Raw genomic sequence first — 16,167 nt, forward strand, 5'->3', positions numbered from 1 at the left:
CTCACGGCTTCTGATTGGCGTAGGGCGGGCGCAATTCCACGAAGGCCTTGTCGCGCAATTGCCGGACGAAGTCATCGAAGGCCTCGTCGGACTTGCGCTCGCGCAGCGCCATGCGCGCTTGATTGCGACGGCGCTCGCCGGAGACATCTTCGTCCTTGCGCTCCAGCACTTCGATGAGGTGCCAGCCAAATGGCGACTGGACCGGCTGGCTCAGCTCGTTGATGGCCAACGCATTCATCGCGCGTTCGAACTCCGGGACGGTGTCGCCCGGGTTGATCCAGCCCAGGTCGCCGCCCTTGGGCGCGCTGCCATCACCCGAACTGCGCTTGGCCACGTCGGCAAAGCTCGCGCCGCCGACGATCCGCGCCCGCAGCGCTTCAAGGCGCTGACGCGCTTCGGCGTCGCTCACCGTGTCGGAGGTCTTGATCAGGATGTGGCGGACGCGGGTGCGCTGCACCGTCTGCGGGCTCGAATCCGTGCCGCCGCGCACATCAACCAGCTTGACGATGTGCAATCCGGCGGGGCTGCGCAGCACCTGGGCAAAGGCACCCGGCTTGAGCAGGCGCACCGCGTCGGCGTAGAGCGAGGGCAGTCGGTCGGCACGGCGCCACCCCAGGTTGCCGCCGTTGAGCGCGTCCGAGGCATCGGAGTTGCCGGCCGCAAGCTTGGCGAAGTCTTCGCCGGACTGCGCGCGCGCGAGCAAGGATTCGGCGCGCTGCTGCAGCTTGCTCCATTGCTGGGGCGTGGCGCCGTCGGGCGCGCGCAGCAGGATATGGGCAATCATCACTTCCTGCGTCGAGGTCGCCGATTGCGCGGCAAGAAAGGCGTCGACCTCGGCATCGGTAATCACGACGCGGCTTTCGACCTCGCGCTCGCGCAAACGGCCGAGCGTCATCTCGTTGCGCACTTCCTCGCGGAACATCGACCAGGAAAGGCCGTCTTTCTCCAGTGCCGCCCGGAACTGCGCGGTGCTCATCTTGTTGTTTTCGGCAACCCGCTGAATCGCACGCTCGAGCGTGGCATCGTCAATCTTCACCGAGGTTTCACGTGCCTGCTGCAGTTGCACCCGCTCGTAGACCATGCGCTCAAGCAGCTGGCGCGCAAACACGTCTTGCGGCGGCAGTTGGGTGCCCTGCTTCTGCAACTGGCGCGAGGCCTGCTGCACGCGCAAAGCCAGCTCGCTGACGGTAATCACCTCATCGTTGATGACCGCGGCAATCGAGTCAATCGGCTGCGATGCGGCCCATGCCGAGCTGGCCATCGCCACGGCGAGCGACGCGAACAAGGTGCGGATCTGACGTTTCATGCTTGCTTCCTCTTGGCCACCGGGGTGGCCGATTCTTGATGTCATTGCGACCCGAAAACCGGGTCGGATACAGACTGATTGATGCGGCCGTAGCCCACGATGCTGCGCTCGAGCATCGAGACCGGGCTATTGCCAACGCTGACCACGCCGCCGAACTCAAGCTGCATGAAGTACGAATTGGTGTAGGTGCCGGTCGTGTTGAGCAGGGAACTGGCCGCCAGACGCAAGGCCCAGCAACCAGCGTTGTACTCGATGCCGGCAAGTGCCTGCGTCAGGGTATCGGTACTGACATCACCGTTGACCCGGCCGACCGCGTACAAGTTGCTCATCACCGGCCACTGGAAGGCGACGTCCACGTCACGGTATTGCTCACGCTGATAGCGGTACGACAGCGACACCACCTTGGCATAGGCCGGCTGGTAGCGCAGGCCGGCGGTACCGCGCGAAAACTTGGCGGTTTCCGGATCGTACTGGCCGAACATGTCCAGGGTCGTATTCGGCAGCACGCGGCCCGAGAACGACGCGAGCAGGTCGCCCGAGCGATCCGTGCGCGGCAATTCACCCGGCAGCGTCACGCGCTGATCCTCGAAGTACACCCGCGCCCCGAGGGCGGCGCGCACCAGTTCAGCGCCGGTGGCCGGGTTGATCAGTCGCGAGGTCAGCGCCGCCGACAACTGGTTCGCGTTGGCGATGCGGTCCTGCCCGGCATAGAGGTTCTCGGAAAAGATCTGCCCGAACCCGTAATCGGCCGGTGCGGTATCGAAGACCGGCAAGGTGCTCTGGTCGCGATACGGCACGTTCAAGTAGTAGAGCCGCGGTTCCAGCGTCTGCACGACCGGGTGGCCGTCGATCGTGGACTCGCGCTCGAAGAAAACGCCGGCATCAAGACTCGAGACCGGCAGCGTGCGCGACGCGTTCAGCGGGCCGGCCGAAAACCGCTCGTCAAGCTGATAGCGGGTTGAATGCACGCCGATCTTGGGCGTTACGTAACCGAAGGGGCGCACGAAGTTGTAGGCAAGCTGCGGATAGGCGTAAGTACGCCAGCCTTCGTCCGCATTGGCCTTGTGGAAATTGGTCGCGTCCAGCGGCATGCGCAGCGAGAAATTGTTCCATTCCGGCACATAGGCCAGCGCGTTGAAGGCCGGCAACCGGTTGTACTGCACCGTATCGGTCAGCGATTGAATCCGCTGCGCAAGGACGGACCCGCTCAGCCACGAGCCGGCGTTGTAGGAAAACGCCGCTTCGCGGATCAGCGACTCCTGCGATGTCTGCGTCACGCGCGAGCTCAGGTCGGCGAAATAGTCCTTGTCGCTCACCGCGTTGTAATTGATCCGCCCGCTAAAGCCCCGGCCAAAGATCTGATCGTGCTGGTAGCTCAGCGCCGCGCGCGATTCGCCGTACACGGCATCGTCATGCAGGTATTCGGTCCGCAAGACCCCGTTCAGGCCGGGCATCAGATAGCGGAATTCGTTGTTCAGTTGCAAGCCCCGGCGGCCCATGTAGCGCGGCACAAACGTGTCGTCGTAGTTGGGGGCAAGGTTGAAGTAATACGGAATCGTGAGGTCGAAACCGGTGATGTTCGACGTACCGAAGGTCGGCGCCAGCAGGCCCGAACGGCGCTCGCCGTTGAGCGGGAAGGGCGCAACCGGCGCGTACATGATCGGCACGCCGCCAAAATGGAAGGTGCCGTGCGTGGCATCGCCGACATTGCGATCGAAGTCGAGATCAAGCTCCTTGGCGTTCACATACCAGGCCGGATCGTTCGATTCGCAGGTGGTAAACGTCGCGTTCTTCAGGTGGTACTTGTTTTCGCCTTCGATCCCGATCGACTGCGCCTTGCCGCTGCCGCGCACGGTGATGTCGGCCGGCTTGGCGATCCCGGCACTGAGCGCCTGTGCGCTGTAGCGCGGAGCGCGCTTGCGCACGATCTCGTAGCTGGGCTGATCGAACTCGCCGACCTGCTCCTCGACGCGGAAGCGCAAGCGCGGTCCGCGGATCGTATCGGCGCCCCGACGCATCAAGACATTGCCGGTCGCGACGGCCTCGTCGGTCAGCATGTCGTAGTGCACCTGATCGGCATCGAGCCGCGTGCCATCGCGCTCGATCACCACCGCACCGCTGGCATCCACCCGCACGTCTTGCTGGCCCTCGATCTTCTGCGCAGTGATCCTTGTTGGCCCCGGCGCAGGCTGGGCGCTTGTCACGGCAAGCTGCGCCATCGCCGCACGAAAGGCCACGATCGAGTGACCAACCCCCTCATCCGCGTACACGGCAGGAGTCGCCAGGCTGCAGATGAGCGCGGGCAGTGCAAGGTGCAAGCTTCGGCGGGTTTGATTCGTCACGCGGGAAGGCCGGGCGCGCAGGCCGTTTGCTAAAATGCGCGATTTTACATCATGCACCCTGCCGCGCCGTCTCCGGACACGCGAGCCGGGCCGGAGCCTTCGCTTGGATCGACTCGAACACCTGCGCGCCTGGGTTGCCGCACAACACCCTGGCCAAGCCTTCACGCTGGCCCCCGCCTCGGCCGACGCGAGTTTTCGCCGCTATTTCCGCATCAGCTTCGCCGACGGCAGCGAATCGCGCATCGTGATGGACGCGCCGCCGGCGCATGAAGACTGCAAACCCTTCGTTGCGGTGGCGCGCCTGTTTGGCCAGGCCGGCGCGCATGTGCCCGAGGTGCTTGCCGAAAACCATCAAGACGGCTTCCTGCTGCTGAGCGATCTGGGCAACACCACCTACCTGCAGGCGCTCACGCCCGACAACGCCGCCCACCTGTACGCCGATGCGCTGGGCGCGCTGGCGGGCATCCAGGCCAGCAGCAAGCCGGGCGTGCTGCCCGAGTATTCGCGCGAACTGCTGATGCGCGAGCTGGAGCTTTTCCCGGTCTGGTACATCGTGCGGCACAAGGGCATCACGCTGACCGATGCCGAGACAGCCGACCTCTACGAGATGTTCGACCAGATCCTCGAGGTGAACCTCGCCGAACCCAAGGTCTTCGTGCATCGCGACTACCACTCGCGCAACCTGATGCACCTGCCGCAGGGCAACCCCGGCGTGCTCGACTTCCAGGACGCCGTGTATGGCCCGATGACCTACGATCTGGTCTCGCTGTTCAAGGATGCCTACATCGAGTGGGACGAAGAACTCACGATCGACTGGCTGGTGCGCTACTGGGAAGTGGCACGCGACATCGGCTTGCCGGTACGCGCCGACTTCGCCGATTTCCACCGCGACTACGAATGGATGGGCGCCCAGCGGCACATCAAGGTGCTGGGTATTTTCGCCCGCCTCTACCATCGCGACGGCAAGGACGGCTACCTGCAGAACATGCCGCTGGTGCTGCGCTACCTGCGCAAGACCGCCGAACGCTATCGCGAACTCAAACCGCTGGCGCGCCTGCTCGACCGGATCGATCCGGTTGAGAAGATCGAAGGCTTCAGCTTCTGAGATGAGACAGCCCGACAGCGCGAGCCCGCCCGCAAACCACCGCAACGCCACAGCCTCGGCGCGGAGCCCCCGATGAAGGCAATGATCCTGGCTGCCGGCCGCGGTGAGCGCATGCGCCCGCTCACCGACCAGACCCCCAAACCCCTGCTGGCAGCAGGCGGCAAACCGCTGATCGTGTGGCACATCGAAGCCCTCGCACGCGCGGGGATTCGCGACATCGTGATCAACCACGCCTGGCTCGGCGATGTCCTGGAAGCGGCCATCGGCGACGGATCACGCTGGGGCGTAGCGATTAGCTGGTCACGCGAAGGCAGCGCGCTGGAAACCGCCGGCGGCATTGCCACCGCCCTCCCCTTGCTGGGCGACGCACCCTTCATCGCACTCAACGGCGACATCCATTCCGACTACCCGGTCGAGCGCCTCATCGCCGCCGCTGCACAGCTTGGCACGACCCGGCAAGGCCATCTGGTCCTGATTCCCTACCCCGGCCACAAGGCCGGCGCGGCGCTTGCGTTGGGCAGCGACGGGCTTGTCAGCGTTGCCCAGGGCGCGCCCTTCACGTTCTCGGGCCTCGCCGCCTACCATCCTGCGCTGTTCGCCGGGCTGCCGCGCGGCGAGAAACTTGCGCTGCTGCCGGTCTTTGAAGCCGCCGGCGCCGCCGGCCTGCTCGCGGGCGAAGTCCATCACGGCGACTGGACCGACGTGGGCACGCCCGAACGGCTCGCCGAACTTGACCAACGCCTGGCGGTCACACGCCAGAGCGCTTGCTGATACCGCCCACAGGACACCCATGACATTCGACCCCAGCCCCTTCGCCGCGCGGCGCGCCCAACTGGCCGAGCGGATGCGCGAATCCGGCGGCGGCGTGGCTGTGATTCCGACGGCGCGCGAAGTGCTGCGCAACGGCGATTCGGAATACGCCTACCGTTTCGGCAGCAACTTCTACTACCTGAGCGGTTTTCGCGAGCCCGAAGCCACGTTGCTGATCATTGCCGACGGCAGCCAGACGCGCTCGGTGCTGTTCTGCCGCGAGAAGAACCCCGAACGCGAGATCTGGGACGGCTTCCGCCACGGCCCGGACGGCGCACAGGCGCGTTTCGGCTTCGACGAATGCTGGCCGATCAGCGAACTGGGCACCCGCCTCCCCGACTACCTTGCCGACCGCGCCACGGTGTTCCACTGCATCGGCGCCGACGCCAGCGAAGACGCCCGCATCGTGCAAGCGATCGAGGCCGTGCGCAGCCGCGCCCGCAGCGGCGTCACCCCGCCGGCAAGCGTGCGCGACCTGCGCCTGCTGATCGAAGAAATGCGCCTGCACAAACAGGACGACGAGCTCATTGCCATGCGCCGCGCCGCGCAGATCAGCAGCGACGCACACCGCCGCGCGATGCGCTTCGCCCGACCGGGCTGCTTCGAGTACCAGGTCGAGGCCGAGTTGATGCACGAGTTCCTCAGCCAGGGGGCACAAGCGGCCGCATACACCCCGATCGTGGCGGCGGGCGCCAATGCCTGCGTGCTGCATTACATCGAAAACCGCACCCAGCTGCGGGAAGGCGACTTGCTGCTGATCGACGCCGGTTGCGAAGTGGATGGCTACGCAGCCGACATCACCCGCACCTTCCCGGTATCGGGCCGGTTCAGCGGCCCGCAGCGCGATCTGTACGAACTGGTCCTCGCCGCCGAGATGGCGGCGATCGACAAGGCGCGCCCCGGGCAGGCCTACAACGCCTACCACGATGCCGCAGTTGCGGTGCTCACGCGCGGGCTGATCGACCTTGGGCTGCTGGCCGGTGAACTCGATACGCTGATCGAAACCAAGGCCTACAACCGCTTCTACATGCACAGCACCGGCCATTGGCTGGGGCTGGATGTTCACGACGTGGGGCGCTACAAGATCGACGGCGGCTGGCGCCCGCTGGCCGAGAACCAGGTGCTCACCGTGGAACCCGGTCTCTACATCCGCCCCGCCGACGATGTGCCTGAACATTTCTGGAACATCGGTATCCGCATCGAAGACGATGTGCGCGTGAGCGCCGGCGAACCGGAAATCCTCAGCCACGGCGCACCGAAATCGATCGCCGACATCGAAGCGCTGATGCGCGACCGCCACTGAAGCGCAGCCCCCGACAATGACCGACAGCCCACCCCGCAGCGCGCCCGAAACAGACGTCCTGATCGTCGGCGCAGGCCCGGTCGGGCTTGCTCTTGGCCTGGCGCTGCACAGGCGCGGGCTCAGGGTGTGCCTGGCCGATGCACGGCCCGATGGCGCAGGCGAGCGGGATGCGCGCGTGCTCGCCCTCGCGCACGGCTCCAGGCAGACACTGGAACGCCTCGGCGCATGGCCCGAATCAGGCCCAAGCCCGATCTCGACCATCCACATCTCACAACGCGGTCGCCTCGGGCGCACGACCATGCGCGCGGCTGAATACCAACTGCCGGCACTCGGCTACGTCACCCCGGCAGGCGTGCTCTACGGCAGTCTGCGTGCAGCCGCCGAGCGCGCCGGCATCCAGATCCTGCACGAAGCCGAAGTCACGCGCGTCGATACCACCGCCACGCACGCCCAGGCCGTGCTTGGCGACGGCCGCACGCTCGACGCACGGCTGCTGGCCTGCTGCGAAGGTGCGATCCACGGCGCCGCCGATGCGTTGCGCACGCGCGACTACCACCAGCACGCGCTGATCCTGCGGGTCCAGATCGCCGCCCCCCACCAGGGCATTGCCTACGAACGCTTCACACCCGAGGGTCCCCTCGCGCTTTTGCCCCTGGGCGAGGACTACTCTGTGGTGTGGACCTTGCCCGCCGCGCAAGCCGAGCAATACATGGCGCTGCCGGAAGCGGACTTTCGCGCCGCCCTGCAAGCAGCATTCGGCAACCGCGTCCGCTTCACCGCCACCCATGAGCGCGCCCGCTTCCCGCTTGGACTGCGGGCGCGCGGCAATCCGGTCGGCACACGCTGCGTGTGGCTGGGCAACGCGGCGCAAACCCTGCATCCGGTCGCCGGGCAGGGCTTCAACCTGGCATTGCGCGATGTCTGGGCGCTCGCCGAAACGCTCGCCGATGCCGCCGACCCGGGCGAGGCGCGCCTGCTGGCGGCCTACGCACACGCGCGCGCACTCGATCGCCGCAGCACCATCGGCTTCACCGATTCGCTGGTTCGGCTGTTCTCGAACGACGACCCACTGCTGGCGCACGCCCGCGGCGCCGGCCTGCTGGCGCTTGACCTCTGCCCACCGCTGCGGCATTTCGTCGCCAAACGGATGCTGTTCGGCGCACGCGCATGGCCTTGAGCTGACGTCAGCTTGCGTCCGACACCAAATTCCGAAAATCGCCACAAACACCGCAACCGGATATTCCGTTAGAATAATCACGGGATTTGTTGATTTTCGGGGTTGACGGACATGAAGATACGGAATCTGGGCGCGGCTCTCGCGCTGGTGCTGCTGACCGCTTGCGGGGGCGGCAGCGGGGGCGACGGCGAGAGCGGCGGGGGATCGGGCGGCGGCAGTGGCACGACACCAACGCCACCGGTTCTGCCCTCACCCACACCGGGCGAAGCGTCCCGCTTCCTTGAGCAGGCGAGCTTTGGCCCCACCACGTCGTCGATCAACGCACTGGCCGCCAGCAACTACGAAGCCTGGCTGAGCGCCGAGTTCGCCAAGCCACAAACACTGCACCAGACCACCGTTGACGAGATCAAGACCGGGCTGGCCGCCGGCAAGTCGCTCGATCAGTCGCATTTCTTCGAAAGTTTCTGGAAACAAGCCACCACCGGCGATGATCAGTTGCGCCAGCGGGTGGCCTTTGCGCTGTCCGAGATCTTCGTCGTCTCCTTCGACGGCAATCTGTCCGGCTACGTTCGCGGCATGGCGTCGTACTACGACATGCTTGGCCGCAATGCTTTCGGCAACTACCGCCAGCTGCTCGAAGACGTTGCGCGGCACCCGATGATGGGCATCTACCTCTCGCACGCGCGCAACCAGAAGGAAAACCCGAGCAAGGGCCGGGTGCCCGACGAGAACTTCGCGCGCGAAATCATGCAGTTGTTCTCGATCGGCCTTTACGAGCTCAATGCCGATGGCAGCGTGAAGCTGGGCAGCGACGGCAAGCCGCTCGAAACCTACACGAACGACGATGTCAGCGGCCTCGCGAAAGTCTTCACCGGCTGGAGCTGGGCGGGGCCGGACACCGGCGACGAGCGCTTCTGGGGCTACGGCGAAGACAAGGACCCGGATCGTGATGTCAAACCGATGCAAGGCTACAACCAGTTCCACTCGCTCAGCGAAAAGCGCTTTCTCGGCGTGACCGTTGCCGCGCAATCGAAGGCCGACCCCGACGCCAGCCTGAAGGCCGCGCTCGACTTCCTCGCCAATCACCCCAACGTCGGCCCCTTCATCGGCCGCCAGTTGATCCAGCGCCTGGTTACCAGCAACCCCAGCCCGGCCTACATCAGCCGTGTTTCAGCGGCGTTTGCGAACAATGGCAAGGGTGAGCGCGGCGACATGAAAGCCGTGATCCGCGCCGTACTGCTTGACCCGGAAGCGCGCGAAGCGAGCTACGCCGCGCGCGACAACTACGGCAAGGTGCGCGAGCCGATTGTGCGCCTCGCCAATTTCCTGCGCGCCTTCAACGCCAGCTCGGCCAGCAATCGCTACCTGGTCGGCAACACCGATTCAAGCAGCAACCGCCTCGGACAGAGCCCGCTGCGTTCGCCCTCGGTATTCAATTTTTACCGGCCCGGTTATGTGCCGCCGGGCACCGCGCTGGCATCCAGCGGCCTGGTTGCGCCGGAGTTCCAGATCACCAACGAGACCTCGATCGCGGGCTACCTGAACTTCATGCAAGAAGCCGTGAGCAAAGGCGTTGGCAGCTCCTACGACATCCAGCCGGACTTCACTGCCGAACTCGCGCTGGCGGAAAAGCCGGACGAACTGATGGCGCGGCTTGATCTGCTGATGACGCACAACACGATGAGTGCGACCACCAAGCAAACGATTCGCGATGCGGTTGCCGCCATTACGATTCCCGCCGACGCCGCCAAGGCCGAGGCTGCGCGCAAGAACCGGGTACGCCTGGCGGTGTTCCTGGTGCTTGCCTCCAACGATTACCTGATCCAGAAGTAAGCGGAGACGACCATGAGCTTTCACAACGCCTCCCGCCGCGAATTTCTCAAGCGCAGCGCCGCCCTTTCGATGCTGGGCGGGGCCGCCCCGTTCGCCCTCAACCTCGCCGGCATCGGTGCGGCGGCCGCGGCAACCGACCCTGACTACAAGGCACTGGTTTGCCTGTTCTTCTTCGGCGGCAACGACCAGACCAACACCGTCATTCCTTACGACACGGCGTCCTACAACGATTACTTCGCTGCCCGCGACACCATCGCCCGGCTTCAGGCCGATCTGCTGCCGCTCACCACGCTGAGCAGCCTGGGCGGGCGCCAGCTCGCGCTGCCGAAGGAGTTCGCGCCCGTCAAGACGCTGTTCGATGGCGGCAAGGCGGCGATTCTGGCCAACGTTGGCCCGCTGATCGAGCCGATCGCCAATGCCGCGGAGTACAAGAGCGGCAAGAAGCGGGTTCCGCCCAAGCTGTTTTCGCACAACGACCAGGTTGCCACCTGGCAGGCCTTCACGCCCGAGGGCGCCAAGCTCGGCTGGGGCGGGCGCTTCGGCGATCTGCTCGGCAGCATGAACAGCAACACGGTGTTCACCGCGATCTCGGCCGCCGGCAACACGGTATTCCTCTCTGGCCAGAACACCTTCCAGTATCAGATCAGCTCGGGCGGCGCGGTCGGCATCAACAACATCAACAGCACCAGCCTGTTCGGCTCGCCGCAGGGGGCCGCGGCGCTCAAGGCAGTGAGCATCGGCAACTCGGCGCATCTGTTCGAGAGCGAACATGGCCGCGTCGTCAAGCGCTCGATCGACGCCCAGGCGGCGGTATCGGCCGCGCTGACCTCGCTCCCCACCACCGATCCGAAAGTGGCGCTGCCCACGGCCCAGGCACAGAACCGCCTTGCCCAGCAGTTGCAAGTAGTCGCACGCCTTGCCGGTGTATCGGCATCGCTGGGCGTCAAGCGCCAGGTGTTCTTCGTCAGCATCGGTGGCTTCGATACCCACGACAACCAGCTCACACAGCAACCCGCGCTGCATGCCTCGATCGCCGGCGCAGTCGATTACTTCTACAACGCAACGGTGCAGTTGGGCATTGCGAACAACGTCACGCTCTTCACCGGCTCCGACTTCGGCCGCACCCTCACCAGCAACGGCGACGGTTCCGACCATGGCTGGGGTTCGCACCACTTCATCGTCGGCGGCGCGGTCAAGGGGCAGGACGTTTACGGCAACTTCCCGGTGGTCAAGCTGGGCACCGCCGAAGACCTGGGCTCCGGCCGCCTGCTGCCTACCACCTCGGTCGATCAGTACGCCGCCACGCTCGGCCGCTGGTTCGGTGTGGCGGACAGCGACCTCTCCACCATCCTGCCGAACATCGGCCGCTTCGACACGCGTTACCTCAACTTCATCTAAGCCAGTCGCCCGGAGACCCGCACCAGCCGTGGGTCTCCGATCGCGCTTCGTGCGCCTCCCCGTCTCGGGTAGAATCACGCGTTTTTTCCGCGGCCTCACTCCCCCGATTCCTGAGCGATGCACTTCGCCGGCTTCCAGCTTCGCAACAATCTTTTCGTCGCGCCCATGGCGGGCGTGACCGATCGTCCTTTCCGCCAATTGTGCAAGCGGATGGGCGCGGGTCTGGCCGTCTCGGAAATGGTGACCTCGAATGCGCTGCTGTACGCCACGAACAAGACGCGCCGCCGCACCGACCACGCCGGCGAAGTCGAACCGATCTCGGTGCAGATCGCCGGCGCCGATCCGGCGATGATGGCGCAGGCCGCCCGCTTCAATGCCGACAACGGCGCGCAGATCATCGATATCAACATGGGTTGCCCGGCGAAGAAAGTGTGCAACGTCGCCGCCGGTTCAGCGCTGATGCGGGACGAAGCCCTGGTCGGCCGCATTCTCGAAGCGGTTGTCAGCGCCGTGCCCCAGTTGCCGGTGACGCTGAAGTTCCGCACCGGCTGGGATCGCGCCAACCGCAATGCGCCGTGCATCGCGCAGATCGCAGAAGCATCAGGGATCCGCGCGATCGCAATCCACGGCCGAACCCGCGCCGACCAGTACATGGGTGAAGCGGAGTACGACACGATTGCCACGGTCAAGCAGCAAGTCCGCATCCCGGTCATCGCCAACGGCGACATCGATTCGCCGCGCAAGGCACAGCAAGTGCTGGCCCACACCGGCGCCGACGGCGTGATGATCGGCCGCGCCGCGCAGGGCCGGCCCTGGATCTTCCGCGAGATCGAACACTTCCTCGCGACCGGCAGCGAGCTGCCCTCGCCCGAAGTGGCCGAGATCCACCGCGTGTGCCGCGAACACCTCGCCGACCTGTACGCGTTCTACGGCGAAGAGGCCGGCGTGCGCATCGCGCGCAAGCACATCGGCTGGTACACCAAGGGCATCGCCGGTGCCAACACATTCAGGCAGCTGATGAACCAGCAGCCGGACGTCGCGAGCCAGCTCGCGGTCGTCGATGATTTCTTCGGCCGACTCGGCGAGCACGGCGACCGGCTGTGCGACGTTGAACTGGCCGAACACGCAGATTCACAACCATTGCAGGAGCTCGCGGCATGAGCCGCTCCGAAGACATCGCCGAATGCGTCCGCCGCGCGCTGGAACGCTACTTCAAGGACCTGGACGGTGAGAAACCGACCGGGGTGTACGACATGGTGTTGCGCAACGTCGAGCGCCCGATGCTCGAAATCGTGCTCAAACACGCGGGCGGTAACCAGACGGTGGCCGCCGAGATGCTGGGCATCAACCGCAACACCTTGCGACGCAAACTGACCGACCACGATCTACTCTGATTGACCTGCGAACCATGAACGTCACCCAAGCCCTCATCAGCGTTTCCGACAAGCAAGGCATCGTCGAATTCGCCCGCGAACTGCACGCCCTCGGCGTTGCGCTCCTTTCCACCGGCGGCACCTCCAAGGCACTGCGCGATGCCGGCCTGCCGGTGACCGACGTGGGTGACTACACCGGCTTCCCAGAAATGCTCGACGGCCGCGTCAAGACGCTGCACCCGAAGGTGCATGGCGGCATCCTCGCGCGCCGCGATCTGCCCGAGCACCTCGACACGCTCGCCGCGCACCAGATCCCGCGCATCGACCTGGTGGTGGTGAACCTGTATCCGTTCCAGGCCACCGTGGCCAAGGAAGGCTGCACGCTGGAAGACGCAATCGAGAACATCGACATCGGTGGCCCGACCATGGTCCGTGCCGCGGCGAAGAACCACGGCACCGAAGCCGGCGGCGTTGGCATCGTCACCGACCCGGCCGACTACGCTGACATCATTGCCGAACTCAAATCCAACGCTGGCAAGCTATCGTACAAGACACGCTTTGAACTCGCCCGCAAGGCCTACACCCACACCGCCCGCTACGACAGCGCGATCGCCAACTGGCTGACCGCGGTTGACGCCGACAAGCTGGTGCCGGCCGAGGCGCCGGTGCGCGCCGAATACCCGACGCGCATCCATTTCGCCTTCGACAAAGTGCAGGAGATGCGCTACGGCGAGAACCCGCACCAGAGCGCCGCCTTCTACCGCGACCCGAACGGCGCGGTGGGGGGCATTGCCGGCTACGCCCAACTGCAGGGCAAGGAACTCTCGTACAACAACATCGCCGACTCGGATGCGGCCTGGGAGTGCGTCAAGGCCTTCGACACCACGGCCTGCGTCATCATCAAGCACGCCAACCCGTGCGGTGTGGCGCTTGGTGTAACGGCCGAGGAAGCCTACCGCAAGGCCTTCCAGACCGATCCGACCTCGGCCTTCGGCGGCATCATCGCCTTCAACGTCGAAGTGGACGAAGCCACCGCCAAGGCGGTTGCCGGCCAGTTCATGGAAGTGCTGATCGCGCCGTCCTACACCGCCGGCGCGCTGGCCGTGCTGGCCGCCAAGCAAAACGTGCGCGTGCTGACCTGCGCGCTGGGCCCGGTCTCTCAACTGGACTTCAAGCGTGTCGGTGGCGGCCTGCTGGTGCAGACCTACGACGACGCGCGCATCACGGCTGCCGACCTCAAGGTCGTCACGAAGCGCGCACCGACTGACAAGGAAATGGCCGACCTGCTGTTTGCCTGGCGCGTCGCCAAGTACGTGAAGTCGAACGCCATCGTTTACTGCCGCGACGGCATGACGGTCGGTGTCGGTGCCGGCCAGATGAGCCGTGTCGATTCCGCGCGCATCGCCAAGATCAAGGCCGACAACGCCGGCCTCGTGATCCCCGGTTGCGCGGTCGCATCCGACGCATTCTTCCCCTTCCGTGATGGCCTCGACGTGCTGGCGCAAGCCGGCGCGACGGCCGTGATCCAGCCGGGTGGTTCGGTGCGCGATGCGGAAGTGATCGCCGCCGCCGACGAGCAGAACGTTGCGATGGTCTTCACCGGCATCCGCCACTTCCGCCATTGATCGTGCTGCACCGATCGCACCAAGGCTTGCGGGCCTTCGCCGGCCCGCTGATTCTGCTGAGCGCCTCAAGTGCCGCACTCGCGGGCGACGAGGCGGCAGAAGCCCCGTTCTATTCCCGCTGGTGGGATTCGGCCGTGAGCACCACGACCGAACTCGCCAAAAGCGGCGACTGGAACGCCTACTTCCCGACCAAGATCTACCACCTGCCCATCGCCTACACCGCGGAGCAACGCAACCGCTACAACGAAAGCCCGATGCCCGCCTTCGGCTTCGGCCGCAGCCAGTACCTCGCCGACGGCGACTGGCAAGGCCTGTACGCCATGGGTTTCAAGGATTCGAACGAGAAACCCTCGTGGATGGTGGGCTACGCACGCAGCTGGCTGTGGGATATGCCGCGCCTCAACGGCGCCTACTATGGCCTGGGTTTCACTGCGTTCCTGATGGCGCGTGAAGACTACGCAAACTACACGCCCTTCCCGGCCGCACTTCCGACTTTCACGCTCGGGTTCAAGAACGCGGCACTCGAAACCGCCTTCGTACCGGGCGGCAAGGGCAACGGCAATGTGTTTTTCATCTGGTTCAAGCTGAACGAAAAAGAAAGGCCCTGGCAGCCATGAAACTGCTTGTAGTTGGTTCTGGTGGTCGCGAGCATGCGCTCGCCTGGAAGCTCGCCCAGTCGCCGCGCATCCAGATGGTGTTTGTCGCCCCCGGCAATGCCGGCACCGCGCGCGAAGCGAACCTTGAAAACGTGCCGATCACCGACATCCAGGTGCTGATCGACTTCGTCAAGCACGAGCAGATCGGCCTCACCGTGGTCGGCCCCGAAGCCCCGCTTGCAGCCGGCATCGTGGACGCCTTCCGCGCCGCCGGGCTGCCGGTTTTCGGCCCGACCAAGGCTGCCGCCCAGCTTGAAAGCTCGAAGGATTTCGCCAAGCAGTTCCTCGTTCGCCACAAGATCCCCACCGCGAAGTACCAGACCTTCTCCGACGCCGCGCAGGCACATGCCTACGTCGACGCCGAAGGCGCGCCGATCGTGATCAAGGCCGATGGCCTCGCAGCCGGCAAGGGCGTCGTCGTCGCGATGGATCTGGCCGAAGCGCACGCCGCGATCGACATGATGCTGGTCGGCAACAAGATGGGCGACGCCGGTGCTCGCGTGGTGATCGAAGAATTCATGCAGGGCGAAGAAGCCAGCTTCATCGTCATGGCCGACGGCCGGCATGCGCTCGCGCTGGCCACCTCGCAGGATCACAAGCGCCTGAAGGATGGCGACGAAGGCCCCAACACCGGCGGCATGGGCGCCTACTCGCCCGCCCCGGTCGTCACGCCCGAAGTGCACGCCCGCGTGATGCGTGAGGTGATCAACCCCACCCTTGCCGGCATGGCCGCCGACGGCCTGCCCTACACCGGCTTCCTCTACGCCGGTCTGATGATCGATGGCGAGGGCAAGCCCCGCGTGGTCGAGTTCAACTGCCGCATGGGCGACCCGGAGACGCAGCCGATCATGGCGCGCCTCAAGACCGATCTGGTGGACCTGGTCGAAGCCGCGCTCGCCGGCAAGCTCAACGAAGTCGAAACCGAATGGGATCGCCGGGTTGCGCTGGGCGTCGTGCTCGCCGCCGGCGGCTACCCGGACGATCCGAAGAAGGGCGCAGTGATCAACGGCCTCGAACATCAGACCGACGACGTCTGGGTCTTCCACGCCGGCACCGCCGAGCAGGACGGCCAGGTCGTCACCGCCGGCGGCCGCGTGCTCTGCGTCACCGCGCTCGGCGACTCGGTCCGCGAAGCGCAGACCCGCGCCTACGAAGCCATCAACAAGATCAGCTTCGAAGGCATGCAGTACCGCAAGGACATTGGCTTCCGGGCGGTCGGGCGCAAGAGCTGACGCATTG

General features: G+C 65.5%; 13 protein-coding genes. 11 read left to right on the forward strand and 2 right to left on the reverse strand.

The features are described 5' to 3' along the window. Window position 1: 1 nt before the first annotated feature. Window positions 2-1,306 (reverse strand): peptidylprolyl isomerase, encoded by a 1,305-nt coding sequence (locus OPU71_RS00350; protein WP_267723844.1) that lies wholly within the window; start codon window positions 1,304-1,306, stop codon window positions 2-4. 41 nt (window positions 1,307-1,347) lie between these two features. Further along, entirely contained in the window at window positions 1,348-3,648 is a 2,301-nt protein-coding gene (locus OPU71_RS00355) for an LPS-assembly protein LptD (protein ID WP_267723846.1), read from the reverse strand. Window positions 3,649-3,751: 103 nt separating this feature from the next. On the opposite strand from OPU71_RS00355, the gene OPU71_RS00360 reads away from it, so the two are divergent. The 11 genes from OPU71_RS00360 (at window position 3,752) to purD (ending at window position 16,160) form a co-directional block, all read left to right on the forward strand. After that, on the forward strand, window positions 3,752-4,753 hold the full coding sequence (locus OPU71_RS00360) for an aminoglycoside phosphotransferase family protein (RefSeq protein ID WP_267723848.1): 1,002 nt from the start codon (window positions 3,752-3,754) through the stop codon (window positions 4,751-4,753). A 72-nt stretch (window positions 4,754-4,825) separates the two neighbouring features. Beyond that, window positions 4,826-5,524, forward strand: a complete 699-nt coding sequence (murU, locus tag OPU71_RS00365; RefSeq protein WP_267723851.1) for an N-acetylmuramate alpha-1-phosphate uridylyltransferase MurU — start codon at window positions 4,826-4,828, stop codon at window positions 5,522-5,524. Between the two features lie 19 nt (window positions 5,525-5,543). Continuing rightward, a complete protein-coding gene (locus tag OPU71_RS00370; protein ID WP_267723853.1) occupies window positions 5,544-6,866 on the forward strand; it encodes an aminopeptidase P N-terminal domain-containing protein in 1,323 nt (440 codons plus the stop codon). A gap of 16 nt (window positions 6,867-6,882) precedes the next feature. Next, window positions 6,883-8,043 (forward strand): FAD-dependent monooxygenase, encoded by a 1,161-nt coding sequence (locus tag OPU71_RS00375; RefSeq protein WP_267723855.1) that lies wholly within the window; start codon window positions 6,883-6,885, stop codon window positions 8,041-8,043. Between the two features lie 111 nt (window positions 8,044-8,154). Further along, window positions 8,155-9,876 carry a DUF1800 domain-containing protein gene (locus tag OPU71_RS00380; RefSeq protein ID WP_267723857.1) on the forward strand — a complete coding sequence of 574 codons (1,722 nt, stop codon included), beginning with the start codon at window positions 8,155-8,157 and terminating at the stop codon, window positions 9,874-9,876. A 12-nt stretch (window positions 9,877-9,888) separates the two neighbouring features. Then, window positions 9,889-11,274, forward strand: a complete 1,386-nt coding sequence (locus OPU71_RS00385) for a DUF1501 domain-containing protein (protein ID WP_267723859.1) — start codon at window positions 9,889-9,891, stop codon at window positions 11,272-11,274. 117 nt (window positions 11,275-11,391) lie between these two features. Further along, complete coding sequence (gene dusB, locus OPU71_RS00390) at window positions 11,392-12,435, forward strand: tRNA dihydrouridine synthase DusB (RefSeq protein WP_267723861.1); 1,044 nt, start codon at window positions 11,392-11,394, stop codon at window positions 12,433-12,435. Next, window positions 12,432-12,668 (forward strand): Fis family transcriptional regulator, encoded by a 237-nt coding sequence (locus OPU71_RS00395; protein WP_267723863.1) that lies wholly within the window; start codon window positions 12,432-12,434, stop codon window positions 12,666-12,668. Before dusB ends, OPU71_RS00395 begins: the two co-directional genes overlap by 4 nt. A gap of 14 nt (window positions 12,669-12,682) precedes the next feature. Next, entirely contained in the window at window positions 12,683-14,272 is a 1,590-nt protein-coding gene (gene purH / locus OPU71_RS00400) for a bifunctional phosphoribosylaminoimidazolecarboxamide formyltransferase/IMP cyclohydrolase (protein WP_267723865.1), read from the forward strand. A 2-nt stretch (window positions 14,273-14,274) separates the two neighbouring features. Next, entirely contained in the window at window positions 14,275-14,889 is a 615-nt protein-coding gene (locus tag OPU71_RS00405; protein ID WP_267723867.1) for a hypothetical protein, read from the forward strand. After that, window positions 14,886-16,160 carry a phosphoribosylamine--glycine ligase gene (gene purD, locus OPU71_RS00410; RefSeq protein ID WP_267723869.1) on the forward strand — a complete coding sequence of 425 codons (1,275 nt, stop codon included), beginning with the start codon at window positions 14,886-14,888 and terminating at the stop codon, window positions 16,158-16,160. Before OPU71_RS00405 ends, purD begins: the two co-directional genes overlap by 4 nt. The last annotated feature ends 7 nt before the right edge of the window (window positions 16,161-16,167 follow it).

Source organism: Niveibacterium sp. 24ML (genome assembly GCF_026586805.1).
Classification (GTDB): domain Bacteria; phylum Pseudomonadota; class Gammaproteobacteria; order Burkholderiales; family Rhodocyclaceae; genus Niveibacterium.